The sequence below is a fragment of the Methylobacterium sp. NPDC097929 genome, assembly GCF_049543375.1.
In the GTDB taxonomy this organism is placed as follows: Bacteria; Pseudomonadota; Alphaproteobacteria; order Rhizobiales; family Beijerinckiaceae; genus Methylobacterium.
Genome location: NZ_JBMVEP010000014.1, coordinates 49,836 through 74,402 on the forward strand (window position 1 = coordinate 49,836; position 24,567 = coordinate 74,402).

The window sequence follows — 24,567 nt, forward strand, 5'->3', positions numbered from 1 at the left end:
GCGCCTCCTCACTCGGCCGCGACGGGCAGATCGCCCGCGCGCCGAAAATCCTCGGGGAAGTTGGTGATGGCGCTCATCACGGGCATGGGCGTCAGGCCGCCCATGGCGCAGAGCGAACCGTCGGTCATGACCTCGCAGAGATCCGCGACGAGCTTGAGATTGGCCTCAGGGCGGATGCCGGAGATGACCTTGTCCATGGTCTCGACGCCGCGGGTGGCGCCGACGCGGCAGGGGGTGCACTTGCCGCAGGATTCGGTGGCGCAGAACTCGAAGGCGAAGCGGGCTTGCTTGGCCATGTCGACCGTGTCGTCGAACACCACGATGCCACCATGGCCGACGAGACCCTTCTTGGCCGCCATCGCCTCGTAATCGAGCGGCGTGTCGAGCAGGTCGTCGGGGAAGTAGGCCCCGAGCGGGCCGCCGACCTGCACCGCGCGCACCGGACGGCCCGAGGCCGTGCCGCCGCCGAACTCCTCGATCACCTGACGGATGGTGATGCCGAAGGCGTACTCGATCAGGCCGCCCTGGGCGACGTTGCCGGCGAGCTGGATCGGCAGGGTGCCGAGCGAGCGGCCCATGCCGTACTCGGCGTAGGACTTGGCGCCGTGCTCCAGGATGTAGGGCACGGCCGTGAAGGTCATGACGTTGTTGACCAGCGTCGGCTTGCCGAGGAAGCCCTTGAGCGCCGGGATCGGGGGCTTGGCCCGGACGATGCCGCGCTTGCCCTCCAGGCTCTCCAGAAGCGAAGTCTCCTCGCCGCAGATATAGGCGCCGGCACCCAGGCGGACTTCGAGGTGGAAGGCCTTGCCCGAGCCCATGACGTTGTCGCCGAGCACGCCGGCCCGCACGCCGTTGGCGATCGCGTCCCGCAGGGTTTTGAACGCCTGCGGGTACTCGGAGCGGCAATAGATGTAGCCCCGGGTCGCGCCGGTCGCGACGGCGGCGATGGTCATGCCCTCGATCAGGTTGAAGGGGTCGCCCTCCATCATGATCCGGTCGGCGAAGGTGCCGGAATCGCCCTCGTCGGCGTTGCAGACCACGTATTTCTGGTCCGCCTTGGCCAGCATCACCGTGTTCCACTTGATGCCCGCCGGGAAGCCGGCGCCGCCGCGCCCGCGCAGACCCGAATCGCGCACCTGCGCCACGACGCCCTCGGCATCGAGCTTCAGCGCGGCTTCCAGGCCGCGATAGCCGCCATGGGCCCGGTAATCCTCGACCGAGACCGGATCGACCACGCCGCAGCGGTGGAAGGTCAGCCGGTGCTGACGCGCCAGGAACGGGATCTCTTCCGGCTTGCCGAGGCGCAGCGCGTGCTCGCCGCCCTCGACGAGACCGGCATCGAGCAGGCCCTCGACATCGGCCGGGGTCACCGGGCCGTAGGCGATGCGGCCCTCCGGCGTGGCAACCTCGACCATCGGCTCGAGCCAGAGCATGCCGCGGGTGCCGGTGCGAACGATGCGCACGTCGAGGCCACGGCGCTCGGCGCCGGCGAAGATCGCGCGGGCGACGCGGTTGGCGCCGAGACCCAGGGCGACCGCGTCCTGCGGGACGTAGAGGGTGATGCTCACGCGCGGGCCTCCTTGAGGGCGGCGTCGAGGGATTCGGCCGTCAGACGGGCCAGCGGCTCGTCATCGATCAGGGCGGCGGGGGCATTGGCGCAGAGGCCAAGGCAGTAGACCGGCTCGACGGTGACGCCGTCGGCGCTGGTTCCGTGCCAGTCGCAGCCCATCCGCGAGAGGATCTCGCCGTGCAGCCGGTCGGAGCCCATCGCCTGACAGGCCTCAGCCCGGCACAGCTTCACGTGGTGATGCCCAGCCGGCGGCTCGCGCCGGAAGTCGTGGTAGAAGGTCAGGCAGCCATGCACCTCGGCGCGCGAGAGGTTCAGCGCGTCGGCGATCATCGGCACCGCCTGTGCATCGACGTAGCCGAACGTCTCCTGCAGAGCATGCAATATAGGGAGAGTCGCGCCCTCCAGGGATTGCAGCTCGGCCACGATCCCCGCGGCGCGTGAGGCGTTCCAAGGCTCGGAACCAGCCATGTTTTCCTGCCCAACTTGGTTTTGTTCTAAGGCTCGATCCAAACAGGGATGGCACTAAAGTTCAATCAAGCTGTCTCGTGGTTTGACAAAAATTCTCGATCAAAACGGGCTGTTTGCACTGCATCAACCGCTCGAATGGCGCCCAAAAATATTTTTGATGCCGTTCCAAATTTTCTTTCGCCTCAACGGGATACCACTCCTGCGGGATGGCGCGGGGCCGGCTGGAGATGCGCGAACAAGGGCTTGCGCGCCGCCGGGCACGGGACGGCTCGGCAAATGAATCCACCGCTCGTTGCGAGACGATCCGGGGGCGAACCCCGCCGGACGGCGCGCCTTACGCGGCGCCCCGCACCGCCCGGAACTGTGCGTAGCGCTTCAGGAGATCGTCGATCACCCGGTCGCGGCTGTAGCCGGTGACATCGTGCGCGCGGTCGCCCTCCGAGGTCTGCACGAGGGCGCGGTAATGGCGCTCGTCCGACGATGTTGATGGGTTCTCGGCCCAGGCGAAGCTCGGATTCCGCAGGCCGCGCACGCGGATGCCGTAGCGGAAGGCGCCGCGGTCGCCGTAGGGCACGATGAGGTCGACGCGCTCGGCCGAGCGCCTGATCTCGGGCGACAGGCCGCTCTCGCGCATCTGCGCCGCCACCGCTTCGAGCGCGGGCGCGGCGGTCCCGTCGAGGAAGGCCCGCAGGTCTTCCTTGCCGTAGGAATGGGTGATCGCCGCCAGCCTCTGCTGCCAGGACAGGCCGCCCGGCGATCCGGCGTTGCGGGACAGGTCGAGACCGCCGCTGCGCCCCTCCGATTGCAGCGCCCGCAGCAGGCCGTAGCAGATGAAGATCATGATCAGGGCGAAGGGCAGGGCGCTGACGATGGCGGCGGTCTGAAGCGCCTCCAGCCCGCCCGCCGTCAGCAGCACGGCGGCGATGGCGCCCCCGGCCACGGCCCAGAACACCCGCTGCCAGACCGGCGGGTCCTCGGCCGCCCCCGAGGTGATCATGTCGATCACCAGCGCGCCCGAATCCGCCGAGGTGACGAAGAAGAAGATCACGAGCAGCGTCGCCAGCCCCGAGGCGATCGTGCCGAAGGGCAGTTGCCCGAGCATGGCGAACAGGGCGACGGGCATATCGTCCTTCACGATGGCCGAGAGCGCCACGGTGCCGGCCCGGTCCATCTCGATGGCCGTGTTGCCGAACACCGTCATCCAGAAGAAGGTGAACAGCACCGGCACCAGCAGCACGCCGGTCACGAACTCGCGGATGGTGCGTCCGCGGGAGATGCGGGCGATGAACATGCCGACGAAGGGCGACCACGCGATCCACCAGCCCCAGTAGAACAGGGTCCAAGTGCCGAGCCATTCGTTGGGCCGATAGGCGTAGGTCTGGAGCGTCCGCTCGACCACCGCGCCGAGATAGGCACCCAGGTTCTGCACGAAGGCCTGGAGCAGGAACACGGTCGAGCCGGTGACCAGCACGAAGGCGAGGAGCAGCACGGCCAGGACGATGTTGAGTTCGGACAGGACCTTCACGCCCTTGTCGAGCCCCGAGGCCACGGAGAGCGTGGCGCAGCCGGTGATGGCGGCGATGAGAATGATCTGGACGAGCGTGTTGTTGGGAACCCCGAACAGGTGGCTGAAGCCGGCATTGACCTGAAGCACGCCGAGGCCCAGCGAGGTGGCGACGCCGAAGATCGTGCCGAGCACCGCGAAGACGTCGATCGCGTGCCCGATCGGACCGTTGATCCGGTCGCCGATCAGCGGGTGCAGGGCCGAGCGGACCGTGAGCGGCAGCCCGCGGCGGAAGGCGAAGTAGGCGAGCGCCAGCCCGACGACGATGTAGATCGCCCAGGCATGCACGCCCCAGTGGAAGAAGGTCAGCACCATCGCGCGCTGCGCGGCCTCGATGGTCTTGCCCTCGCCGATGGGGGGCGTGGCGTAGTGCTGGAGCGGTTCGGCCACGCCGAAGAAGATCAGGCCGATGCCCATGCCGGCGCTGAACAGCATGGCGAACCACGACAGGTAGCTGTAGTCGGGCTCGCTGTCGTCCGGCCCGAGCCGCACGTCGCCGTAGCGGCTCAGCATCAGGAAGATCGCGAAGCCGAGAAAGCCTGCGACGGAGGCGATGTAGAACCAGCCGAACTCGCGCACGATCTCCGCCTGCACGGCGTCGAAGATCGACTTGGCCTGCACCGGAAACAGGGCGGCGAGGCCGGCAAAGGCGAGCGTCAGCCCGGCCGAGGTGAAGAAGACGAATGGGTTGACCTGCATCCTCGGGCGTCTTCGGCCCCGGCCTTCAGGTTTGGTGAGATCGTTCATGCCGGCCCGGCTTTCCTTCCCGTGTTCGAACGATCCGGTTGCGGCGGATACAGGCGTGCTTCGGCGCCGAAGCGGAGAGCCGCCTCGGGGCCGGTCAGGCACCCCTCACTTATGTTAAAAGCCGCGCTTCGGTTCCCGGGCCCGCTGCGGGACCGTCGCCGGCTCAGGCGTCGAGCGCGGCGTAGGTGAGCACCCGCAGCTCGCGGCGCAGGGGCAGCGCGGAGGACGGCACGAGCTGGGCGAGGAGCACCACCGCCATGTCCTCGTCCGGGTCGATCCAGAACGAGGTGCTCGCCACCCCGCCCCAGGACACCTCGCCCGGCGTGCCGAGGATCTGGGCGCGGGCCGGGTCCAGCATCACCGAAAAGCCGAGGCCGAAGCCGATCCCGGCATAGGAGGATTCGGCGAAGCGCGGCTGGCCCATCGACGCGAGGTCGCCGGGCAGGTGGTTCATCAGCATCAGCGCGACGCTCTTGCGGCCGAGCAACCGCACGCCGTCGAGTTCGCCGAGGTTCAGGATCAACCGGCAGAAGCGCAGGTAGTCGCCCGCCGTCGAGACGAGGCCGCCGCCGCCCGAGGCCAGCGGCGGGGGTTCGAGGAAGCGGCTGCCGACGCTGTCGTCGTAGAGGCGCAGGCTTCCCGTCCGGTCGAGTGCGTAGTTGGCGGCGAAGCGCTCGCGCTTGTCCGGGGCCACGAAGAAGTCGGTGTCGTGCAGGCCGAGCGGACGCAGGATGCGCTCGCGCATGAAATCCGCGAAGTCGAGGCCGGAGACGACGGCCACGAGATGGCCGAGCACGTCGGTGGCGACCGAGTAGTTCCACTCGGCGCCCGGCTGGGCCAGCAGCGGCTGCTGCGCGAGTCGCGCCACGAGCTCGCCGAGCGGCAGGGTCGAGGTCTGGAAGTCGATCTCGTTCTGCCGGTAGAGGGCATCGACGAGGGTCGCCTCCATGAAGCCGTAGGTGAGGCCGCTCGTGTGGGTGAGCAGGTCGTGGATCGTGATGAGCCGGCGGGCCGGCTCGGTCTCGAGCCGCGCCCGGTTGCCGCCGGTGGCCACGCGCATCTGCCCGAACTCGGGCAGGAAGCGCGCCACCGGGTCGTCGAGCTGGAAGCGCCCCTCCTCGTAGAGCATCATCACCGCGAGCGAGGTCAGCGGCTTCGTCATCGAGTAGATGCGGGTGAGGGTGTCGGCGGCGAACGGCCTCTCCCGCGCGAGGTCGGCATGGCCGTGGGCGCGGAAGAAGGCGGTCTTGTCCCCCCGCAGCACGCTGACCGAGAGGCCGGCGAGCCGCCCGGATTCCACGTAAGCCCGCATCCAGGCATCGATCCGCTCCAGGCGGTCGGGGCAGAGGCCGACGTCTCGGGGATCGGTCTCAACCTGCATGCGCGGCTCCTCGCGTTCGTGTCCGAGGCCCGTGTAGCGGCCCCGGACGGCGTGGCGCCAGCCCGAAAACCGTCACCAGCCCATCGTGCCGGGTGCGCCCTTGAACGGGCCGACGAGCCCCGGCGTGATCCAGCCGCCGTAGAAGCCGCCGGGCTGCGGCTCGGCCCGCACGTCGCCGACGAGGCAGGAATCCATCGGCCCGGCATAGAAGGCGACGTAGCCGGCGATGGGCCGGAAGCCCGGCGTCGGGTCGGGATAGGCCCAGGCCGCCCCCGGCGCCCGCGTCCCGCCGCCCGTCACGTCGAACAGGACGGCGCTGCCTTTCCACTCGCAGAGTCCGGCCCGGCGCGGGAGCCCGAGCACGCCCTCGGCGACATCCTGGGGCGGGAAGTAGTAGGTCGGCGGGTGGCTCGTCTCCAGCACGCGGAAGCCGGCCGTGGTCGCAGCGATGGTCCGGCCGCCGAGGACGACCGTCAGCCGCTCCGGCACCGGCTCCAGCCGAGGCGGGCGGGGATAGTCCCAGACGCTTTCCTGGCCCGGATCGGGGCGGACGGGGATGGGCCGCACGGGCTCCTCCGTTGGTGTCACATCACGGGTTTGTCGCAACCGCCCCTCATGCTAGCGCAGGGGAAGCCCGAGAGAAGGACGATGCCGTGAGCCAAGAGGCACGCCAGACCGCCGATTACGCGCTGTTCCTCGATTTCGACGGAACCCTGGTCGAGATCGCCCCGCGCCCCGATGCGGTGCAGGTCGATCCCGCCCTGGTGCCCGCCCTGGAGCGCCTGCGCGAGCGGCTCGGCGGGGCGCTGGCGATCGTGACCGGCCGGCCCGTCTCCGTCATCGACGACTTCCTGAAGCCCGCCCGCTTCGACGTCGCCGGCCTGCACGGGGTCGAGCGCCGGGTGGACGGGACCTTGAGCGGCGGACGGCCGGAGGATCATCCGGCTCTTCGCGCGGGCGTCGAGCGGCTGCACGCGGAGACGGCCCGCTACGAGGCGGTGCTGATCGAGGACAAGGGCGCCTCGGTCGCCGTGCACTGGCGGCTCGCCGCCCCCGGCGATGCGCAGGCGGCGGAGGACATCGTCAAGGCGGTCGCCCGCGATCTCGGCGCCGCCTACCGGCTCCAGCTCGGCAAGGCGGTGGGCGAGATCGTGCCCGCCGACGCCACCAAGGGCCACGCGATCCGCGCCTTCCACGACGCCGCGCCCTATGCCGGCCGGCGGGCGATCTTCCTGGGCGACGACCGCACCGACGAGATCGCCTTCGCCTCGGTCAACGAGGATGGCGGCGTCAGCGTGCGCATCGGCGACGGCGAGACGGTCGCCGGGCGCCGCCTCGCCGACCCGGCCGCCGTGCGCGCCCTCATCGCCGCCTGGGCCGAGGGCGCGCCGATCGACCCCGATACGATCCCTGCCGCGTGAACGGGCGGCGCTTGCCGTACGGCCGTCGCACCCTCTGTTAAGGTCGCGGCAAAGGACGACGAAGGGCGAGGCGGATGTTCGAATTCCCGGTGCTGGTCGGCGATATCGGCGGGACGAACGCCCGCTTCGGCCTGATCGAGGCGAAGGGCGAGCAGGCCCGCCTCCTCGCCCGCGAATCGACCGGCGGCTATCCCGATCCGAGCGCGGCGATCCGCGCCTCCCTGGAGGAGAGCGGCGCGCCGGCCCCCCGCTCGGCGATCCTGGCGATCGCGGGGCGGGTCGATGCGCCGGCCGTCCAGCTCACCAACGCGGACTGGCTGGTGGACGCCGCCGCGATCGGGCGGGATTTCGGTCTCGCCCGGGTCGCCCTCGTCAACGATTACGTCCCGGTCGCGGCGGGCGCGGCCAACATCGACCCGGACGAACTGACTCCGATCGGCCCGCAGATCGCCGAGGCACGCGGCCCCCGCCTCGTGCTCGGACCCGGCACCGGCTTCGGCGCCGCCGCCCTGATTCCCTACGAGGACCGCCTCGCCATCGTCTCGACCGAGGCCGGGCACACCGATCTCGGCCCCATCGACGCGGAGGAGGCCGCGTTCTGGTCCGCCGTGGAGCGCGTGGAGGGCCGGGTGACGGTGGAGACGCTGCTCTCCGGCTCGGGGCTCGCGCGGCTGCACGCGGCGATCCGGCGAGGAGCGGGCGACGACGGCGCGCTGCACGACCCGGCCGAGATCACCGGCAACGGGCTGTCCGGCGCCGACCCGCACGCGCGGACGGCGCTGACCCTGTTCGGCAAGCTGCTGGGCCGCGTCTGCGGGGATCTGGCCCTGACGTTTCTGGCCACCGGCGGCGTCTATATCGGCGGCGGCATCGCCCCGCGCATCGTGCCGGTGTTGCGGGAGGGCGCCTTCCGCGAGGCCTTCGAACGCAAGGCCCCCTTCGCCGCGCAGATGCGCGACATCCCCACCAGCGTCATCACCGTGAAGGACCCGGCCTTCGGCGGCCTCGCGGCGCTGGCGAGCGAGGGCGTGCGCTTCGTCTATCACGGGCAGACTTGGACGCCGTGAGGGCGGGACCGAGGCGACGCCCCCCTGGCGCGGGCCGAACGGTCTGTTAACCATGGCAGGCGCTAAGCTTCCCCGTCCCGTCCGCCTCGTCCCGAGCGGCGCGGGAGCGTGGAGCCTCCCAGAGTCCAGACCATGCGCGCCAAGCCCCTTCTTCGCGCCCGCCCCCTCCTCGCCGGGACCGCCGCCGGCACCGTGGCCGGCCTCCTGGCTCTGACAGCCGCTCAGGCCGGGCCGCGGGCCCACAGGGTCAAGGCGGCGCCCGCGGGCGTGGCGGTCGATTACAGCGTCAATCTCGCCGGCATCCCGATCGGCACCGCCCAGCTCACGGGCGCCTTCGAGGGCGCGCGCTACCGCATGGACGTCTCGGCGGTGCTGACCGGCCTCGTCGGCGCGGTGACCGGCGGACAGGGCTCGGCCCGCTCCTCGGGCAACCTCGCCGCGAGCCCGGTGCCGAGCGCCTTCGCCATCGCCACCCGCACCAGCAATTCCGGCATCGCCGTGCGCATGGCGCTGGCGGGCGGCAACGTCACCCAATCCGAGGTCACCCCGCCGCTCCTCGACACCGGCGACCGAGTGCCGGTCACGGCCGCGGCCAAGCGCGGCGTGATCGATCCGGCCAGCGCCCTGATGATGCCGGCCCGCGCCCGGGCCGATCTCACCGATCCGGAGAATTGCAACCGCACGCTTCCCGTCTTCGACGGCGCGACCCGCTTCAACGTGGTCCTGAGCTACGGCGAGACACGGGCTGTGGAGAAGCCCGGCTATAGCGGTCCGGTGCTGGTCTGCAACGCCCGCTACGTCGCCATCGCCGGCCACCGGCCCGACCGGCCCGGGGTGAAGTTCATGGAAGACAACCGCGACATGTCGGTCTGGCTCGCGCCCGTCGAGGGCACGCGGGTTCTGGTGCCGATGCGGATCGCCGTGCGCACGACTTTGGGCACCAACATCATCGAGGCGACCCGCTGGACCCGGACCGGAACCGCGACCGCCACGAGCGGCGAGGCGCAGCCGGGTGCCACCGCGACGGTTGCCGAGGCGAGCCTTTCGGGGCGGTAGTTTTCCGGACCGGGATTCGGCTCGTCCATCCCGCCCCCGCCCTCATCCTGAGGTGCCGACGCGAAGCGGCGGCCTCGAAGGATCCTCCAGAGATCGTGCGGGATCTGGAGGATCCTTCGAGGCCCGCTGGCGCGGGCACCTCAGGATGAGGATTTTGGGCTGGACACATGAATCCGAGCGGGTCCGAAGGTGGTCAGAGGGTTTTCCATGCTTCGATGCACGCCTCCCACGACCCGCAAGCCCCCCTTCCGCCTCCTCTGCCTCGCCCTGGCGCTCCTCACGCCCGTCCACGCTTGGGCCGGCGAATCCCTCTCGACCGGCCCCGATTGCGGCGGGGACGCGTTCTCCTCCGCACAGGTGATCGAGCGCCGCCCGCCCCGGCGCGGCCCGCTGACGGCGATGCCCGACACCCTCTGCACCGATCTCGTGCCGCAGCAGCCTCAGCCCCGGATCGACATCTTCGCCTATCCGAGCCTGGGCGCGCCCGCTGGCACAGCGCCCGCCGACAACCCATATGGAGGAAGGCCGCCGCGGATCGCCCCGTCCCGCTAGCGGCTCTTCCCGATGCAGGGCCTGCCGGCCCGGCTGCCTTTTCCCCTCCGACGGCCCGCAGCGCCGAAGGGATCGCCGCCCCCGCATGACGCTCCGCACCCTTCACCGCGAGGCCCGCGCGCGCGGGGTCATGGCGGTGCTCGGCCCGACCAACACGGGCAAGACGCATCTGGCCATCGAGCGGATGCTCCTGCACCCGACCGGCATGATCGGCCTGCCCCTGCGGCTCCTCGCCCGCGAGGTGTATCTGCGCGTCGTCGCCAAGGTCGGCTCCGAGAACGTCGCCCTCGTCACGGGCGAGGAGAAGATCAAGCCGGACCGGCCGCGCTACTGGATCTGCACCATCGAGGCGATGCCGCGCGACCTCGAGGTGGCCTTCGTGGCGATCGACGAGATCCAGCTCGCCGCCGACATGGATCGCGGCCACGTCTTCACCGACCGCCTGCTCTACCGGCGCGGGCGCGAGGAGACGCTGCTGATCGGCTCCTCGACCATGCTGCCGCTGGTGCAGGCGCTGATCCCCGGCGTGCAGACCACGACGCGCCCCCGCCTCTCCAGCCTGACCTTCGCGGGCGAGAAGAAGATCTCGCGGCTGCCGCACCGCACCGCCATCGTCGCCTTCTCGGCGGAGGAGGTCTACGCCATCGCCGAGTTGATCCGGCGCCAGCGCGGCGGGGCGGCGGTGGTGCTCGGCGCGCTCTCGCCCCGCACCCGCAACGCCCAGGTCGAACTCTACCAGTCCGGCGAGGTCGATTACCTGGTGGCCACCGATGCGGTCGGCATGGGGCTCAACCTCGACGTCGATCACGTGGCCTTCGCCGCCAACTGGAAATACGACGGCACCCGCTTCCGCAAGCTGACGCCCGCCGAGATGGGCCAGATCGCGGGACGCGCCGGGCGCCACGTCGCCGACGGCACCTTCGGCTCCACCGGGCGCTGCCCGCCCTTCGAGCCCGAGATGGTGGAGGCGCTGGAGACGCACGATTTCGAGCCCGTGCGCATGCTGCAATGGCGCAACCCCGATCTCGACTTCGCCTCCCTGGAAAAGCTGCAGGCGAGCCTCGACGAGCACCCGCACGAGCAGGGACTCACCCGCGCGCCCATGGGCGAGGACCAGCAGGCGCTGGAAATCCTGATGCGCGAGGAGGACATCCGCGACATGGCCAAGGGCCCGGCCGCGGTCCGGCGCCTCTGGGACACCTGCGGCGTGCCGGATTACCGCAAGGTCCATCCCCAGACCCATGCCGACCTCGTGGCCCAGCTCTACCGTTTCCTGATGCGCGGCATGGCGGGGCGCATCCCCAACGACTGGTTCGCCCGCCACGTGGCGATGATCGACCGCACCGACGGCGACATCGACGCCCTGTCCCAGCGGATCGCCCAAGGGAGGACCTGGACCTTCGTGGCGAACAGGCCGGACTGGTTGCTCGATCCTCTGCATTGGCAGGGCGAGACGCGTCGGGTAGAGGACAGACTGTCCGACGCCCTGCACGAGCGCCTCGCGAGCCGCTTCGTCGACAGGCGCACCAGCGTCCTGATGCGGCGCCTGAGAGAGAAGACGATGCTGGAAGCCGAAATCACCCCCGGCGGTGACGTCACCGTCGAGGGTCAACATGTGGGCCGACTTCACGGCTTCCAATTCGTGCCCGACCCGCAAGCCGAGGGCCACGAAGCCAAGACCCTGCGCTCGGCCGCCGAGAAGGCGCTGGCCGGCGAGATCGAGGCGCGGGCCGACCGCTTCGCCTCGGCCGCCGACGCAGCCCTGGTGCTCTCGCATGACGGCATCATCCGCTGGACCGGCGACCCGGTCGCCAAGCTGACGCCGGGCGACAAGCTGTTCGAGCCCGGCATCCGCCTCATCGCCGACGACAGCCTCGCCGGCGCCTCGCGCGAGAAGGTCGAGACGCGGTTGGCCGCGTGGCTGCGCGCCCACGTGGTGCGCCTGCTCGGGCCGCTGATGGAGATCGAGTCGGCAGCCGACCTCACCGGGCTCGCCCGGGGCATCGGCTACCAGGTGGTCGAGGCGCTCGGCGTGCTGGAGCGGGCCAAGGTGGCGCACGAGATGCGCAGCCTCGATCAGGACGGCCGGGCGAATCTCCGCCGCCACGGCGTCCGCTTCGGCGCCTACCACATCTTCCTGCCGGCCCTGCTGAAGCCGGCGCCGCGCACCCTCGCCGCCCAGCTCTGGGCGCTCAAGAGCGGCGGGCTCGAGCAGCCGGGCCTCGACGAGATCGCGCATCTGGCCGGCTCCGGCCGCACCTCGATCAAGGTCGATCCGGCCATCGCCAAGGGCCTCTACCGGGCCGCGGGGTTTCGCGTCTGCGGCGAGCGGGCGGTGCGCGTCGACATCCTGGAGCGGCTCGCGGATCTCATCCGCCCGGCCATCGCCTACCGCCCCGGCACGACGCCGGGTGAGCCCCCGGCCGGCAGCGCCGACGGCGACGGCTTCGTGGCCACCGTCAACATGACCTCGCTGGTCGGCTGCTCGGGCGAGGATTTCGCCTCGATCCTGAAGTCGCTCGGCTACGTGGCGCAGACCCGCCCCGGCCCGGCCATCACCGTGCCGCTGGTCGCGGCCGCCCCGACCGTGCCCGCCGCCCGGCCCGCCGAGGCCGCGCCGCAGGACACGGTTCAGGACGCGACGCCTTCGGACGGCGCGACCGACGACGCGGCGCAGGAGACCGCGCCGGTATCGGCCGAGGCCGAGCCGGTCGCCGAGGACGCGGGCGAGACTCCCGCCGAGGCGACGCAGGACGGCAGCGCGGATGCGCCGGCCGAAGCGACGGCGTCCGAGGCCGAGCCCGCCGCGGTGGAAACCGCCGAGCCGGTCGCTGAAGAAACCGCCGAAGAGGCCGCCGAAGCCGCGCAGCCGGCCGAGGCTGCGACGGACGATGCGGCTCCCGAAGCCGCCGCCCCGATGCCGACGGCGACGGCGCAGGCCGCGCAGGCCGCTGCGGCGACCGGAGAGGTCGAGGCGGTGGACGCGGCCGATTCGGCCGTTCCCGCCGACGAGCCCGCGCCCGAGATGGCTTCCGAGACGGCTTCCGAGGAAGCCGGCGCCGAGCCGGCCGAGCCGGCGGCCCCCGAGACCGTCGAGGTCTGGCACCTGCACCGGCCTCAGCGCCACACCGGACCGCGCCAGGGCCGCGGTCAGGGACGGCAGGACGGGCGGCAGGAAGGCGGCCGGCAAGAGGGCGGTCGGCAGGAAGCCCGCCAGGATGGTCGTCCCGGCGAGCGGCGGAACGACGGCCCGCGCCGTCCCCGCGAGGATCGTCCGGAGGGCGGTCGTCCGCCGCGCCCCGAGGCGCGGGGCGAGGGACGCGGGGAGGGACGCGGCGACGGCGGTCCGCGCCGCGACCATCCGGGCAACCGCAACCGGCCCGATCGCCGCGACGAGAACCGGCGCCCGAACACCGAGCAGCGCCCGCCGCGCCGCGAGCGCCAGCCCGATCCCGACTCGCCCTTCGCCGCGCTCGCCGCGCTGAAGGCGAAGCTCGAATCCGACGGGGGCAAGCGCTGAGGGCGCCGCCCCCGAGAGCGGAATGAGCGCGGGGCGCCAGCGCCTCGACAAGTGGCTGTGGTTCGCGCGCTTCGCCCGGACCCGGTCGATGGCGGCCCGGCTCGTGACCGACGGGCATGTCCGCATCAACGGCACCCGCGCCGACGCGCCGGCCAAGGCGGTCCATTGCGGCGACGTTCTCACCGTCGCCGCCCCGCACGGGACCATGCTGGTGCGGGTGCTCGATCTCGGCGAGCGCCGCGGCGGCGCTCCCGAGGCGCAGCGGCTCTACGAGGCGGTCGGCGAGGACCCTTCGTGAGGCGCTAGGGGAGCGGGCAGAGCATTCGAAGGCAGAGCGCGAGGCCGGCCGAGGGCAGGCTTCGCCTCCCGCCGGTCCGCTGCCGCGGGCGGCAATCTTCCTTCCCGGCAAACCTGCCGCTTGATCATCGCCGCGCGAGCCTCTAAGCGGTCCGCGCCTTTACGTCCGGCATTGGCCGACGTGTCCGCGATAGGAATGCACGATGGGCAAGGAAAAGTTCTCCCGTACCAAGCCGCACTGCAACATCGGCACGATCGGGCACGTCGATCACGGCAAGACCTCGCTGACGGCGGCGATCACCAAGGTACTGGCCGAGTCGGGCGGCGCCACCTTCACCGCCTACGACCAGATCGACAAGGCGCCGGAAGAGAAGGCGCGCGGCATCACGATCTCGACCGCCCACGTCGAGTACGAGACCACCAACCGCCACTACGCCCACGTCGACTGCCCCGGCCACGCCGACTACGTGAAGAACATGATCACCGGGGCCGCCCAGATGGACGGCGCGATCCTGGTCGTGTCCGCCGCCGACGGCCCGATGCCCCAGACCCGCGAGCACATCCTGCTCGCCCGCCAGGTCGGCGTGCCGGCGCTGGTGGTGTTCCTCAACAAGGTCGACATGGTCGATGACGAGGAACTGCTCGAGCTAGTCGAGCTGGAGGTGCGCGAGCTGCTCTCCAAGTACGACTTCCCCGGCGACGACATCCCGATCACCAAGGGCTCGGCCCTGATGGCGCTCGAGGACAAGGAGCCCAAGATCGGCAAGGAGGCCGTCCTGGCGCTGATGGCGACCGTGGACAGCTACATCCCGCAGCCGGAGCGTCCGATCGACCTGCCGTTCCTGATGCCGATCGAGGACGTGTTCTCGATCTCGGGCCGCGGCACGGTGGTGACGGGTCGCGTCGAGCGCGGCATCGTCAAGGTGGGCGAGACGGTGGAGATCGTCGGCATCCGCCCGACCACGACGACGACGGTGACCGGCGTCGAGATGTTCCGCAAGCTGCTCGACCAGGGTCAGGCGGGCGACAACGTCGGCGTTCTTCTGCGCGGCACGAAGCGCGAGGACGTGGAGCGGGGCCAGGTGGTGTGCAAGCCGGGTTCGGTGAAGCCGCACTCGAAGTTCAAGGCCGAGGCCTACATCCTGACGAAGGAGGAGGGCGGGCGCCACACGCCGTTCTTCACCAACTACCGTCCGCAGTTCTACTTCCGCACGACCGACGTGACGGGCGTGTGCACGCTGCCCGAGGGCACCGAGATGGTGATGCCGGGCGACAACGTGACCATGGACGTGGTGCTGATCGTGCCGGTGGCCATGGAAGAGAAGCTGCGCTTCGCCATCCGCGAGGGCGGACGCACCGTCGGTGCCGGCGTCGTCGCTGCCATCAACGACTGATTTTTTCCGGAGGCCGCCGCCCGGGTTTGCCCGGGCGGCGGTTCTCGACAGGCGACACAAAAAGGGCCGGCGCGCTGCGCCGGCCCTTTTCGCATTCCTGTTTCCCGCTCATCGCGAGCGGACGCGAAGCGATCCCGCGCGTGCCCTCTCCTCCGAAGACGGACGTGCCCCGGACGGCTCCGCCTCGCCATGACGCGCCAGCGCCATCGAGCGGACGCCGTACGCAGCGGTTTCATACCGACTTCGGTCGATTGCCTCGACCTTTGCCCCGCTCCGTCATCGCGAGGCGGAGCCGAAGCGACCCAGGGCACGACCGATCCGGACAATGCGGAGCCCTGGATTGCTTTCGCTGAGCCTCGCAAGGACGAAGGAAGAGACCGCGGCGAGCAACCCGAAGCCATGTTGGAATGGCCCAGAGCCTGTCCCGGTTTCCGGGACCCGGCTCCGCGTCAGGCCCGAACGGCGCGCGCGCGGGCCAGCGCCCGGACGGCGGTGAAGGGGAGAAGCAGCGTCTTCACCGTCGCGGTGAAGGCGAGGACGGCAAGGATCGGCAGGATCGCGACGCAGATACCGCTCACACGCATCGGATGCTCCTTGAGGCTGCTGAATCGGCGGATTCGTTTCGCCGGGTTGAGGACAGTTCGCCACCCAATCGCGGCGAGACCAAGGTAAACGAGAGCCGGCCCGCCATTTACTGCGAGCCCGCGGACGCTTCATCCCGGAGATCACCCCCGGGCGCGTCGATAGAGACACCCCGCGGACCGAGCGCGGGAGGCCGCGCCGGAAGCGGTCGCACCCGGCCGGCGCGCGGATGGGCCTCCTCGAAGGCGCTCATCAGGCGGGCGGCATCGACCTTAGTGTAGATCTGCGTGGTCGAGAGCGAGGCGTGACCCAGCAATTCCTGGATCGCCCGCAGTTCGCCCCGGCGCGCGAGCAGGTGCGTCGCGAAAGAGTGGCGCAGGGCGTGGGGCGTCGCGCTCTCGGGCAGGCCGAGGGCACCGCGCAGGGCGGCGACGGCGTACTGGACGACGCGCGGCGAGAGCGGACCGCCCTTCACGCCGACGAAGAGCGGTCCCTCCGGGTCGAGGGAATACGGACATTGCGCGAGATAAGTCGCGACCGCCTCGGCGACCGCGGGCAGAACCGGCACGGCGCGGACCTTGCCGCCCTTGCCCGTCACCCGCACCTCGTCGATGCCCGGCACGGGCGCGTCGCGGGCGGCGAGGCCCAGGGCTTCGGAGATGCGCAGGCCGGAGCCATAGAGCAAGGCGATCACCGCCGCATCCCGGGCGAGCACCCAGGGCTCGCGGGCATCGTCCGGGCGGCTCTCCGGCGCGGTCATGGCGATCGCCGAGGGCACGGGCAGGGGGCGGGGCAGGCGCCGCTCGACCTTGGGCGAGCGCACCGCGCCGAGCGCGGCCACGCTGGCGTGCCCCTCGCGTTCGAGGAAGCGGGCGAAGGAGCGCAGGCCCGCCAGCATCCGCATCAGGCTGCGCCCGCCGACGCCCTCGGCGCGGCGCCTCGCCATGAAGGCGCGCAGGTCCCGGGGTTTGAGCGCGATCAGCCCCGCGATGGTCGGCGTACCGGAGCGGGCGGTGCGATCCTTCAGGAATTGGCGCAGGTCGCGCTCGTAGGCCTCGACCGTGTTGCGGGCCATCCGGCGCTCCCGCAGCAGCGCCTCGCGCCAGCCGAGCACCGCCGCGCGCAGGGCGGCGTCGCCGGGCGGCAGAAGGGCGTCGGCGGCGTGCGGGTCGATGTCCTGGGGCGCGGCTCGCGTCATCGAGCGTCAGCAAGCATCGCTTAAGGTTGACGAAGACTTAACCGGCCGAGGCCTTTCCGGGCGGCGGGCGCCGCGCCAGATGGCGGGCGAGATCCGTCACCCGAGACAGCCGCGAGAGAGCCGATGGCCAAGCCCGTCCACACTATGATCCGCGTCCGCGACGAGGCGCGCTCGCGCGACTACTACGCCCGCGCCTTCGGCCTGGAGCCGGCCGACCGCTTCGACTTTCCGGACTTCACCCTGCTCTATCTGCGCGACCCGTCCTCGCCCTTCGAGCTGGAGCTGACGGTCAACAAGGAGCGCTCCGAGCCCTACGATCTCGGCGACGGCTACGGCCATCTCGCCTTCGTGGTGGAGGATGCGGAAGGTGAGCACGCCCGCTTCGAGCGCGAGGGCTTCCCGGTCACTCCGGTCAAGACGCTCAAGCACGGCGAGACCGCGCTCGCGACCTTCTTCTTCGCCACCGATCCGGACGGCTACAAGATCGAGGTGATCCAGCGCGGCGGCCGCTTCGCCTGAGCCGGCGCCTCCGGGTTACGGCGCCTTTTCCAGGCGTTCGAGGGCGGCCAGCGCCCGCTCGCAGGCGGCCGGGGAGGGCGCCGGCAGGCTCGTCTCCAGGCGCATGGCGTCGTCGAGCGCCAGGACGTAGCGCTCCTCCGTGAGCGCCCGGCCGACGGCGGCCAGCATGCGCGCGCGGCCCTCCCGCAGCACCCGTTCGACCCGCTCGCGCTCGGTGCCGCAGGCGAGCGCCCGGCCCAAGATCTTGCCCTGGCGCTCGCCCTCGACCTGGGGGATGACGAGCGGCCGGGCGCCAGGCATCTCGGCGGGGGCCTGCGCCCGCGCCCCGTCGGCGGCGAGGACGGCGAGCACGAGCCCGCAGATGCGGCTGGCCGCTGAACGCATCGAACCGTCTCCTCCCCGCTTCCCCGAAGCCGTCAGGGCGGCCGGCGCCGGCGAACCCGCCGCGCTTGGCGGGGCGCGTGCGCTGCCTCACGCTCTCGGGAGCGAATCTCGGTCACGGTCAAGCCCGAGGCGACAGGGGGCGACAATGAGTCCTTCGGAGATCGGTGCGGCGGCGGATTCCGCCGCGGCCGGGACGGCAGGTGGCGGGCGGATGGCCGGGAGCGGGCGTGTGCCCCTGGGCCTCAAGCTCGCCTACACGGCCTTCATGGCGGTGCTGGTCCCGGTCTATCTGACCTTCTACGGGCCGACGAACTTCCTGTATTTCTGCGATGTCGCCCTGATCCTGACCCTCGTCGGCATCTGGACGAACAGTGCCCTGCTCATCTCGATCTGCGCGGTCGGCATCCTCGCGCCCCAGCTGCTCTGGGCCGTCGATTTCGCGGCGCAGGCCGCGGGCTTTCCGCTCACGGGGATGACCGCCTACATGTTCAACGGGGAGACCTCGGCCTTCCTGCGGGGCCTGTCGCTGTTCCACGGCTGGCTGCCGTTCCTGCTCGTGTTCCTCGTCTGGCGCCTCGGCTACGACCGGCGTGCCTGGGCCGCTTGGTCGGCGCTGGCGGTCGTGATCCTGTTCGTCTGCTTCTTCCTGATGCCGGCGCCGCGGCCCGATCCGGGGCTGACGCCGGTCAACATCAACTACGTCTGGGGCATGAGCGACCACGCCGCCCAGACGCAGATGCCGGCCTGGGCGTGGTTCGCGGGCCTCGTCGTCGCCTTCCCGCTGCTGATCTGCTGGCCGACCCACCGGCTCCTGATCCGGCTGATGCCCGAGGTTCCCGCCACCTCGCCCGTCACGTCCCCCGCGGCTTGGCCCGCCGGGTCGGCGCCTCGCTGAGCGGGTCCTCCGGCCAGGGATGGCGCGGGTAGCGGCCCCGCATCTCCGAGCGGACCGCGGCCCAGGAGCCGCGCCAGAAGCCCGGCAGGTCGCGGGTGATCTGGATCGGCCGGTGGGCCGGCGAGAGCAGGTGGAGCACCAGCGGCACGCGCCCGCCGCCGAGGGTCGGGTGCCGGTCGAGGCCGAACAGCTCCTGCACCCGCACCGCCAGCACCGGCTCAGGGCCGGCCTCGTAGTCGACCGGGATGCGCGAGCCCGTCGGCACCTCGACATGGCTCGGCGCCTCCGCCTCCAGGCGATGGCGCAGGGTCCAGGGCAGGAGGCCGTGCAGGGCCTGCCCCAGGTCGTCGGCGGTGATCGCCGCGAGCGAGGCGCGCCCGACGAGGCTCGGCGCCAGCCATTCCTCGACGCTCTGCGCCAGCGCTTCGTCGGACAGGTCCGGCCATTCGCCGCCCTCCGCCGCACCGTCCGCTCCGTGAAGGAAGCGGATGCGGGCGCGCCACTGAGCCAGGGCGGGCGTCCAGGGCAGGCGGTCGAGGCCGAGCCCGGCAATGCCGCGGGCCAGCACCCGCGCCGCCTCCTCGTCGGCGGGAACGGGAAGGGTGCGCTCGTCGAGCGTCACGGCGCCGAGCCGCCGGCCCTCGCGGGCGCGCAGGGCGCGGGCCTGCCCGTCGAAACTGACGCTGCGCACCCTGGCGATCCGGTCGCCGAACAGCGCGTCGATGGACGCGGGCGCGATCGCGGCCGCCGACAGGATGCGGGCGGAGGCCGCGGCACCGGTCAGGTCGGCGACGACGATGAAGGGCTCGCGGGCCAGCGCGCTCGCCGGGTCGAGGAGGCCGGCGCGGCCATTGGCCATCAGGAAGGCGCCCTCGCGGCCCCGCGCCCGCGCCACCCGGTCGGGATAGGCGAGCGCCAGCAGGGCGCCGGGCTCGGCGAGGCTCGGATCGGGCTCGGCGCGACCGCCCGCAGCCCGCTCCGCCTGCCGCGCCCAGCCCTCGGCGAGGCGGCGCATGTCGCCCGCGCGCCCGCCGCGGTCGCGGGTGAAGCGGTCGAGGCGCTCGGCCAGATCCACCGCGTCCCCGCCGAGCCCGCGCTCGACCAGCACCGCGGCCAGATCGGCGGCCGTGCGGGCATGGCCGGCTTGCGCCGCGCGGGCGACCATCCGGGCGAGCCGGGGCGGCAGCGGCAGGCTGCGCAGGGTTCGGCCGACGGTCGTGAGCCGCCCGTCGGCGTCGAGGGCGCCGAGATCGGTCAGCATCGCCCGCGCCTCGGCGAGCGCCGGCGCGGGCGGCGGATCGAGGAAGGGCAGGGCGGTCGGGTCGGTGACGCCCCAGGCGGCGCAGTCGAGGGTGAGCCCGGAGAGGTCCGCCGACAGGATCTCGGGCCGGGCGAAGGGTTCGAGCGCGGCGGTCGCCGCCTCCGGCCAGAGCCGCCAGCAGACGCCCGGCTCGGTGCGCCCGGCCCGGCCCCGGCGCTGGTCGACCGAGGCGCGCGAGGCCCGGGCGGTGACGAGGCGGGTCATGCCGTTGCCGGGCTCGTAGAGCGGCACCCGGGCGAGCCCGGAATCGACGACGATGCGCACGCCCTCGATCGTCAGGGAGGTCTCGGCGATGGCGGTCGCCAGCACCACCTTGCGCCGGCCGGACGGGGCGGGGGCCACGGCGCGGTCCTGCTCGCGCTGAGCCAGCGCGCCGTAGAGGGGCGCCAGTTCGGTGTCGTCGGGCAGGCGGCCCTCCAGCCGCTCGGCGGTGCGGCGGATCTCCGCCTGCCCCGGCAGGAAAGCGAGCACCGAGCCGGGGTCCGCCCGCAGCGCCCGCAGGATCGCGGCGGCCATCGCATCCTCGATCCGCTCGCCGCCGTCGCGGTCGAGATGGCGGGTCTCGACCGGATAGGCCCGGCCCTCCGACGCCACGACGGGCGCATTCCCGAGCAGCCCCGCCACGCGGGCGCCGTCGAGGGTCGCCGACATGACGAGGATGCGCAGATCCTCGCGCAGCGCCCCCTGCGCGTCGAGGGCGAGGCCGAGGCCGAGATCGGCATCGAGGGAGCGCTCGTGGAACTCGTCGAACAGCACCGCGCCGATGCCGGTCAGTTCCGGATCGTCGAGGATCATGCGGGTGAACACGCCCTCGGTGACGACCTCGATGCGGGTGCGGGCCGAGATCCTAGAGCCGAGCCGGACCCGCAGGCCCACCGTGTCGCCGACCCGCTCGCCGAGGGTCGCGGCCATGCGCTCGGCCGCGCCGCGGGCCGCGACCCGGCGGGGTTCGAGGAGGATGATCTTCCGCTGGTTCAGCCAGGGCTCGTCGAGAAGCGCCAGGGGCACCCGGGTCGTCTTGCCGGCGCCGGGCGGGGCCACGAGCACGGCGGAGGCGCCCGCGGACAGGGCGGTGCGCAGGGCGGGGAGGGCGGCCTCGATCGGAAGCGGAGCGCCGGCGAGCATGGGGGAGGAGGGCATGGCCGGCAGGTGACGCGCTTCGGCCCCGCGTGCAACCAGCGAACAGAAGGGAAAGGCCGCAGAATTCGCTCCCATCCAGCATGGTTCTGCATGTCACGACGGCCCGGCCGCGCGATGATGCAGCACACACAAAGATTTGTTAAGTTTGTAACGCATCGTACCGGAACGGACGGATTAGTCGCGACTTGAGCGCTGGACGTGCGGCCCTCGCACGGGACGGAGACCTGACGACGATGCGCCTTGCCCTGACCCTCGCAGCCGGCGTGCTGCTCACCAGCCTCGGGATGGGCGCGGCATCGGCCGCCCCCGCCATGCCCGCCCCCGGCCTGATCGCCGGCGACACGGTGGAGACCGTGGGGCAGCGCCACCGTGCTCACCGCAGCGTCCTCGGCCACCGCCACTCGACCAAGGCCCAGCGCCGGGCCCGCCGCCTGAACACGCATCGCCACGGCAACCCGAACGCCCGCAACCCGGAGCGTCCCGGCTATCAGCAGCAGCTCGGCACCACCACCGGCGGTCCGCGCTACTGAGCGCGCCGCACGGCTGACGGATCGGAGGGCCCGTCCGGCGTGATGCCGGGCGGGTCCTCTCGCGTTCTGCGCCGTCGCTTGCGGAGGCTGGGGAGAGCGCACACTTGTCCACGGACTTCACTCCGTGCGGCCGGTGCCGGCCCGGAGCGGGGCTGCTAGCCTCTCCCTCATGCGTTCCAGACCGTTGCGACCCCAGCCCCTCGAACGACGCGCCAAGGCAGCGGATGCGGTGACCTCTTCGCCCCTCGACATCCCCGGCGCCACGCCGATGATGGCGCAGTACATCGAGATCAAGGCCGCCAATCCGGACTGCCTGCTGTTCTACCGGATGGGCGACTTCTACGAGCTGTTCTTCGAGGATGCGGAGATCGCGTCCCGGGCGCTCGGGATCGTGCTGACCAAGCGCGGCAAGCACGGCGGGGCCGACATCCCGATGTGCGGCGTGCCCCTCGAGCGCTCCGACGATTACCTGCACCGGCTGATCGCGCTCGGCCACCGGGTCGCGGTCTGCCAGCAGACCGAGGATGCGGCCGAGGCCAAGAAGCGGGGTCCGAAATCGGTGGTGCGGCGCGAGGTGATCCGCCTCGTCACGCCGGGCACGCTGACCGAGGATCGCCTGCTCGATCCGACCCGGGCCAACCTGCTGCTCGCTATCGGCCGGCGCAAGGTCTCGGACAGCCGCGAGGCCTACGGGCTTGCCGCCCTCGACATCTCGACCGGTCGCTTCTCCTTGAGCGAGGTGGAGGGTTCGGAACTCGCCGCCGCGATCGCCCGGCACGAGCCGCGCGAGATCGTGCTCTCGGAAGTCATCCACGCCGATCCGGCTCTGGCCAAGCTGTGGCGGGAGACCTGCGCGGCGGTGGTGCCGCTGGCGCAGGGCGAGCTGGAGCCGGCGGCGGCCGAGCGGCGCCTCCGCGAGCAGTTCGGCGTGAAGACGCTCGACGGCTTCGGACAGTTCAGCCGGGCGGAGATCGCCGCGGCCGGGGCGGCCCTGCTCTACCTCGAGCGCACGCAGCTCGGCACGCGGGTGCCGCTCTCCGCGCCGAGCCGCGAGGCGACCGGGGCGACGCTCTCCATCGACGCGGCCACCCGGGCCAACCTGGAACTGACCCGCACCCTCTCGGGCGAGCGCAAGGGCAGCCTGCTCGACGCCATCGACCGCACCGTCTCGGCGGGTGGCGCCCGGCTGCTCGCCGAACACCTCGCCGGCCCGCTGACGGACCTCCAAAACATCGCCCGCCGGCACGACGCCGTCGCCTTCCTGGCGCAGGACGGGCCCTTGCGCGGGCAGCTGCGCGACGCCCTGCGCGCCGCGCCCGACATCGCCCGCGCGCTCTCCCGCATCGGCCTCAACCGCGCCGGTCCGCGCGATCTGGCCGCCCTGCGCGACGGGCTCGACGCCGCCACGGCGATCCGTGAACGGCTCTCGGCCGAGGCGCTGCCGGACGGGCTCGCCCGTCTCTGCCGCCGCCTCGACAAGGCCGACCGGGCGCTCGCGGAGGAACTCGGCCGGGCGCTCGCCGACGACCTGCCGCTCAACCGGCGCGACGGCAACTTCGTGCGCGCGGGCTACGACGCGGAGATCGACGAGGGCCGCCTGCTCGGCCAGGATTCGCGCAAGGTCGTCGCCGCGCTCCAGGCGCGCTACGCCGAGGCCACGGGCTGCCGCACCCTGCGGATCAAGCACAACAACGTGCTCGGCTACTACATCGAGGTGCCGCAGGCGGTGGGCGAGGCCTGCCTGAAGGGCTTGATGCAGGACTTCGTGCATCGCCAGACCATGGTCGACGCGATGCGCTTCACCAGCGTCGAACTCGGCGAACTCGAATCGAAGATCGCGGGCGCCTCCGACCGGGTGCTCGCCCTCGAAGCGGCGGTGTTCGACCGGCTCAGCACCGAGGTGAGCGCGCAGGCGGAGGCCATCGCCGACATCGCCGAGGCGCTGTCGGGCCTCGACGTGGCGGCGAGCCACGCCGAACTCGCCGTCGAACTCGAATGGACCCGCCCCGTCATCGACGCGAGCCTTGCCTTCGCGGTCGAGGGCGGGCGCCACCCCGTGGTGGAGGCCGCGCTCGTCAGGGCGGGCGAGCCCTTCATCGCCAACCACTGCGACCTGTCAGGGGACGATGCCGGACGCATCCGCCTCGTGACCGGCCCGAACATGGGCGGCAAGTCGACCTTCCTGCGCCAGAACGCGCTGATCGCCGTGCTCGCGCAGATGGGCGCCTTCGTGCCGGCGGCCTCGGCCCGGATCGGCGCGGTCGACCGCCTGTTCTCCCGCGTCGGCGCCGCCGACGACCTCGCCCGGGGCCACTCGACCTTCATGGTCGAGATGGTCGAGACCGCCGCGATCCTGAATCAGGCGACGCGCCGCTCGCTGGTCGTGCTCGACGAGATCGGCCGCGGCACCGCCACCTTCGACGGCCTCTCCATCGCCTGGGCCTGCCTGGAGCACCTGCACGAGAAGAACGGCTGCCGGGCGCTGTTCGCGACCCATTTCCACGAATTGACGGCCCTGAGCCAGCGCCTGCCCCGCCTCGACAACGCGACGCTGAAGGTGGCCGAGGACCGCGGCGACGTGGTCTTCCTGCACGAGGTGGTGCCGGGCGTGGCCGAGCGCTCCTACGGGCTCCAGGTCGCCCGCCTCGCGGGCCTGCCCCCGAGCGTGGTGGCGCGGGCGGGCGCGATCCTCAAGGGTCTGGAGAGCTCGGAGCGCGAGCGCCCCACCCGCCGCCGGATCGAGGACCTGCCGCTGTTCGCCAGCCTCGCCGCCGCACCGCCCCCGCCGCCGGAGCCGGTGGCCGCCGAGCCCGACGACCGGCTCGGCCGCCTGATCGACGCCATCGACCCCGACGCGCTGACGCCGCGCGAGGCGCTCGACGCGCTCTACCGGCTGAAGAAGGAGCGGGCGGGCGGCTGATCGAAGGCGTCGTCTCGACGGCGTCTTCGCGCGGGGCGGGC

The 24,567-nt window shown here is 72.0% G+C and carries 20 protein-coding genes; 11 read left to right on the plus strand and 9 right to left on the minus strand.

Annotation, left to right across the window (positions count from 1 at the left end; genetic code table 11):
- Positions 1–8: 8 nt before the first annotated feature.
- From ACPCJR_RS22720 to ACPCJR_RS22740, 5 genes are all read right to left on the minus strand, one after another.
- Positions 9–1,568 (minus strand): formate dehydrogenase beta subunit, encoded by a 1,560-nt coding sequence (locus ACPCJR_RS22720; RefSeq protein ID WP_391515802.1) that lies wholly within the window; start codon positions 1,566–1,568, stop codon positions 9–11.
- Complete coding sequence (locus ACPCJR_RS22725) at positions 1,565–2,038, minus strand: formate dehydrogenase subunit gamma (protein WP_391515804.1); 474 nt, start codon at positions 2,036–2,038, stop codon at positions 1,565–1,567. The genes ACPCJR_RS22720 and ACPCJR_RS22725 overlap by 4 nt, the downstream gene beginning before the upstream one ends.
- 334 nt (positions 2,039–2,372) lie before the next feature.
- Entirely contained in the window at positions 2,373–4,301 is a 1,929-nt protein-coding gene (locus ACPCJR_RS22730) for a BCCT family transporter (protein ID WP_391515805.1), read from the minus strand.
- A 211-nt stretch (positions 4,302–4,512) separates the two neighbouring features.
- Entirely contained in the window at positions 4,513–5,730 is a 1,218-nt protein-coding gene (locus tag ACPCJR_RS22735) for a serine hydrolase domain-containing protein (protein ID WP_391515807.1), read from the minus strand.
- Positions 5,731–5,802: 72 nt separating this feature from the next.
- Positions 5,803–6,297, minus strand: a complete 495-nt coding sequence (locus tag ACPCJR_RS22740) for a DUF427 domain-containing protein (protein ID WP_391515809.1) — start codon at positions 6,295–6,297, stop codon at positions 5,803–5,805.
- An 86-nt stretch (positions 6,298–6,383) separates the two neighbouring features.
- Between ACPCJR_RS22740 and otsB the strand changes: the two genes are divergently transcribed.
- The 7 genes from otsB to tuf all read left to right on the plus strand — a co-directional run bounded on the left by otsB (position 6,384) and on the right by tuf (position 15,037).
- Positions 6,384–7,151, plus strand: a complete 768-nt coding sequence (gene otsB, locus ACPCJR_RS22745; RefSeq protein ID WP_391515811.1) for a trehalose-phosphatase — start codon at positions 6,384–6,386, stop codon at positions 7,149–7,151.
- 74 nt (positions 7,152–7,225) lie between these two features.
- Positions 7,226–8,218, plus strand: a complete 993-nt coding sequence (locus ACPCJR_RS22750; RefSeq protein ID WP_391515813.1) for a glucokinase — start codon at positions 7,226–7,228, stop codon at positions 8,216–8,218.
- Positions 8,219–8,350: 132 nt separating this feature from the next.
- Positions 8,351–9,274 (plus strand): DUF3108 domain-containing protein, encoded by a 924-nt coding sequence (locus ACPCJR_RS22755; protein WP_391515814.1) that lies wholly within the window; start codon positions 8,351–8,353, stop codon positions 9,272–9,274.
- A gap of 207 nt (positions 9,275–9,481) precedes the next feature.
- Positions 9,482–9,826 carry a hypothetical protein gene (locus ACPCJR_RS22760; RefSeq protein ID WP_391515816.1) on the plus strand — a complete coding sequence of 115 codons (345 nt, stop codon included), beginning with the start codon at positions 9,482–9,484 and terminating at the stop codon, positions 9,824–9,826.
- Between the two features lie 85 nt (positions 9,827–9,911).
- Positions 9,912–13,346: a helicase-related protein gene (locus ACPCJR_RS22765; protein WP_391515817.1), complete on the plus strand. Its 3,435-nt coding sequence runs from the start codon at positions 9,912–9,914 to the stop codon at positions 13,344–13,346.
- Between the two features lie 22 nt (positions 13,347–13,368).
- Complete coding sequence (locus ACPCJR_RS22770) at positions 13,369–13,644, plus strand: RNA-binding S4 domain-containing protein (RefSeq protein WP_391515819.1); 276 nt, start codon at positions 13,369–13,371, stop codon at positions 13,642–13,644.
- A 202-nt stretch (positions 13,645–13,846) separates the two neighbouring features.
- Positions 13,847–15,037 (plus strand): elongation factor Tu, encoded by a 1,191-nt coding sequence (tuf, locus tag ACPCJR_RS22775; RefSeq protein ID WP_423479147.1) that lies wholly within the window; start codon positions 13,847–13,849, stop codon positions 15,035–15,037.
- A 449-nt stretch (positions 15,038–15,486) separates the two neighbouring features.
- Here the strand turns inward: tuf and ACPCJR_RS22780 are convergent, their stop codons facing one another.
- Together ACPCJR_RS22780 and ACPCJR_RS22785 are read right to left on the minus strand one after the other, a co-directional pair.
- Positions 15,487–15,621 (minus strand): hypothetical protein, encoded by a 135-nt coding sequence (locus ACPCJR_RS22780; protein ID WP_280952913.1) that lies wholly within the window; start codon positions 15,619–15,621, stop codon positions 15,487–15,489.
- A 107-nt stretch (positions 15,622–15,728) separates the two neighbouring features.
- Positions 15,729–16,817: a tyrosine recombinase XerC gene (locus ACPCJR_RS22785; RefSeq protein ID WP_391516249.1), complete on the minus strand. Its 1,089-nt coding sequence runs from the start codon at positions 16,815–16,817 to the stop codon at positions 15,729–15,731.
- A gap of 123 nt (positions 16,818–16,940) precedes the next feature.
- Here ACPCJR_RS22785 and ACPCJR_RS22790 point away from each other — a divergent pair, with 123 nt between their 5' ends.
- Positions 16,941–17,336, plus strand: coding sequence for a VOC family protein (locus tag ACPCJR_RS22790; protein ID WP_391516247.1), 396 nt, complete (start codon positions 16,941–16,943; stop codon positions 17,334–17,336).
- Between the two features lie 15 nt (positions 17,337–17,351).
- Here the strand turns inward: ACPCJR_RS22790 and ACPCJR_RS22795 are convergent, their stop codons facing one another.
- Positions 17,352–17,720, minus strand: a complete 369-nt coding sequence (locus ACPCJR_RS22795) for a hypothetical protein (RefSeq protein WP_391516245.1) — start codon at positions 17,718–17,720, stop codon at positions 17,352–17,354.
- Positions 17,721–17,931: 211 nt separating this feature from the next.
- Between ACPCJR_RS22795 and ACPCJR_RS22800 the strand changes: the two genes are divergently transcribed.
- Positions 17,932–18,615, plus strand: coding sequence for a hypothetical protein (locus ACPCJR_RS22800; RefSeq protein WP_391516255.1), 684 nt, complete (start codon positions 17,932–17,934; stop codon positions 18,613–18,615).
- Here ACPCJR_RS22800 and hrpB read toward each other — a convergent pair.
- Positions 18,572–21,061: an ATP-dependent helicase HrpB gene (gene hrpB / locus ACPCJR_RS22805; protein WP_391516253.1), complete on the minus strand. Its 2,490-nt coding sequence runs from the start codon at positions 21,059–21,061 to the stop codon at positions 18,572–18,574. The two genes, ACPCJR_RS22800 and hrpB, sit on opposite strands and share 44 nt — an antisense overlap.
- Positions 21,062–21,309: 248 nt before the next feature.
- Between hrpB and ACPCJR_RS22810 the strand changes: the two genes are divergently transcribed.
- Together ACPCJR_RS22810 and mutS are read left to right on the plus strand one after the other, a co-directional pair.
- The gene (locus tag ACPCJR_RS22810; protein WP_391516251.1) at positions 21,310–21,606 is read left to right on the plus strand and encodes a hypothetical protein; all 297 of its coding nucleotides are present in this window, start codon (positions 21,310–21,312) and stop codon (positions 21,604–21,606) included.
- A gap of 169 nt (positions 21,607–21,775) precedes the next feature.
- Positions 21,776–24,526 (plus strand): DNA mismatch repair protein MutS, encoded by a 2,751-nt coding sequence (mutS, locus tag ACPCJR_RS22815; RefSeq protein ID WP_391516243.1) that lies wholly within the window; start codon positions 21,776–21,778, stop codon positions 24,524–24,526.
- The last annotated feature ends 41 nt before the right edge of the window (positions 24,527–24,567 follow it).